Origin of the sequence: Dietzia sp. HMSC21D01 (genome assembly GCF_001815995.1) — a bacterium.
GTDB lineage: Bacteria > Actinomycetota > Actinomycetes > Mycobacteriales > Mycobacteriaceae > Dietzia > Dietzia cinnamea.
The window spans coordinates 1-2,525 of sequence record NZ_KV823592.1 but is presented as its reverse complement, the minus strand read 5'-3'; the positions used below and the strand labels follow the sequence as shown (position 1 = coordinate 2,525).

Below are 2,525 nucleotides of genomic sequence, written 5' to 3'. Positions count from 1 at the left end.
CGATGTTCTGCGCCAGCCGCGCCCGCGCCCTGGCCGTGCCCAGTCGCAGCAGCGGGCCGCCGCCCTTCGACCCGACGTACGTCGTCCGGATGCCGACCCGCTCCAGCGCCGCACGCAGCGCGTCCCGGCGGGGGGCGTGGTGCTCCAGTCCGGCGTCGATGCCCAGCTCGACCACACCGGTATCGGCGACGTGTCCGGCGGTGAGGACCCAGATGCGCAGCGCCCCGGCCGAGGGGGTCCACCCCTCCGGGACCGCGGTGACGGCACCCCGCCGCCAGCGGCGGACCACCGGCGTCAGCACCGACGTCCGAGCCGTGGAAACCGTGCACCGGCCGTCGGGATCCGGTTCGGAGCGCGAGGGATCCAGTCCCGCCTGGGCCAGGATCGCCTCGAACGCGTCCGCCCGCCACGCGGCGTCGAGCGCCACCGACACCTGAGCCACTTCACCGGCCAGGGTGGACTGCCCACGGGCGGCCAGTGCGCCTTCGAGATCCGAGGGGTCGGGGACATGGTCGTCCGCGGCGAAGAACGACAGCTGCGTCACGGATCAGAGCCTACGGTCGGCCCCCGACACCGCCGACCCCGACACGGGCGCGAGGCCCCCGCCGCGAGTGCGGTGGGGGCCTCGTCGTGCCGGACCGGATCGGTCAGAGGGCGCGGACCTCCTGCGCCTGCGGCCCCTTCTGGCCCTCGCCCACCTCGAACTCGACGCGCTGGTTCTCCTCGAGCGACTTGAAGCCGGTGCCCTCGATGGAGGAGTAGTGGACGAAGAGGTCGGCGGAACCGTCCTCGGGAGCGATGAACCCGTAGCCCTTCTCCGCGTTGAACCACTTGACGGTGCCCTGTGCCATGTTTACTGCGTTCCTTTTCCGTACTGCCAGGTGCGACTCGCGGGATGGCCGCGCGTGTCGGGCCGACGCCCCCGTTCACCGGCTGCCCGGTGGGCGGTTGTGACGACCGGCTCCAGTAGACCACGACAACAGCGGGAGGAGAACAGATCCTGGCACGTCGGTCCTCGGCCGGCGGCGAATCGACCGGCGGAGCGGATGCCTCTACGGTCGAAGGGTGACGACTTTCGGACGCGAACTCCTGGGACACCTGCTGGAACAGCTCCCGGCCGGTCCGTCGCCACTGACCCACGCCGCCGACCTGCCCGCCCGCGAGGCGCGGTACACCGACTGGCCCACCTGGGCCCACCCGGGCCTGGTCGACGAACTGCGCGCCCGGGGCGTGGACCGGCCCTGGGCGCACCAGGTCGCCACCGCCGAACACGCGCACGCCGGTCGACACGTCGTGGTGGCGACGGGGACCGCGTCCGGGAAGTCCCTCGGCTACCAGCTGCCCGCCCTGAGCGCCCTCGCCGAGGACCGCAACGCCTGCGTGCTCTACCTGGCCCCGACCAAGGCGCTCGGGCAGGACCAGCTGTCGTCGGTGATCTCGCTGGTGGACTCCGTGCCCGGGCTGGAGCACGTCGCACCCGCCTCCTACGACGGCGACACCCCGTCCGACGCCCGACCCTTCATCCGGGAGAACTCCCGGTGGATCGTCACCAATCCGGACATGCTCCACCTGTCGATGCTCGGCAGGGCCCGCCAATGGACACGGATCCTGCGGGGGCTCCGCTTTGTCGTCGTCGACGAATGCCACTCCTACCGTGGTGTATTCGGCTCCAACGTCGCCCTGGTCCTACGACGGCTCGACAGGCTCGCCCGCGCCATGGGCGCGGCGCCGACCTTCATCCTGGCCTCCGCCACCACCTCCGACGCCGGGGCCGCCGCCACCACCCTCGTCGGCCGGGAGTGCGTCGAGGTCACCGACGACGCCTCGCCCCAGGGCGGCCGCACCGTCGCCCTGTGGGAACCGCCGCTGATGGAGGGGTTGGCCGGCGAGCACGGCGCGCCCGTCCGCCGAACCGCGCCCGTCGAGGCGTCGGCGATCATGGCCTCCCTCGTCGCCGAGGGCGCGCGCACCCTGACGTTCGTCCGGTCCCGCGCCGGCGCCGAATCCACCGCGCTGCGCGCCCGCGAGCGCCTCGCCTCGGAACACGGGGCGCGCGGACTCGAGCTCGCCGGCCGCATCGCCGCCTACCGCGCGGGCTACCTCGCCGACGACCGCCGCGAACTCGAACGCGGCCTCGCCGAGGGCGAGCTGGTGGGCGTGGCCTCGACGTCCGCGCTCGAGCTGGGCGTGGACATCTCCGGCCTCGACGCCGTGGTGAGCGCGGGGTTCCCGGGCACCATCGCCTCGTTCTGGCAGCAGGCCGGGCGCGCCGGGCGCCGCGGCCAGGGCGCGTTGGTCATGCTGGTCGCGCGCGACGACCCGCTGGACACTTACCTCGTCCATCACCCCGAGGCCCTGCTGGGCAGGCCCGTCGAGGCCACCGTCACCGACCCCCGCAACCCCGTCCTGCTGGCCGGGCAGCTGCGGTGCACCGTGAGCGAGCGGCCGATGTCGCACGACGAGGCGCGGGCCTGGGGCGCGACCGAGGTGCTCGAGGACCTCGCCGCGCGCGGCCTCGTGCGCCG

Annotated in this window: 3 protein-coding genes; 1 reads left to right on the top strand and 2 read right to left on the bottom strand. The window is 73.7% G+C overall.

Going from position 1 to position 2,525, the window contains the following annotated elements; all coding sequences use genetic code 11:
• Both HMPREF3086_RS00090 and HMPREF3086_RS00085 read right to left on the bottom strand, forming a co-directional pair.
• The coding region (locus HMPREF3086_RS00090; RefSeq protein ID WP_070719649.1) for a hypothetical protein at positions 1-544 on the bottom strand (544 nt) is incomplete at its 3' end.
• A 103-nt stretch (positions 545-647) separates the two neighbouring features.
• Positions 648-851: a cold-shock protein gene (locus HMPREF3086_RS00085; protein WP_007628711.1), complete on the bottom strand. Its 204-nt coding sequence runs from the start codon at positions 849-851 to the stop codon at positions 648-650.
• Positions 852-1,065: 214 nt separating this feature from the next.
• On the opposite strand from HMPREF3086_RS00085, the gene HMPREF3086_RS00080 reads away from it, so the two are divergent.
• On the top strand, positions 1,066-2,525 hold a 1,460-nt coding region (locus tag HMPREF3086_RS00080), incomplete at its 3' end, for a DEAD/DEAH box helicase (RefSeq protein WP_141763922.1).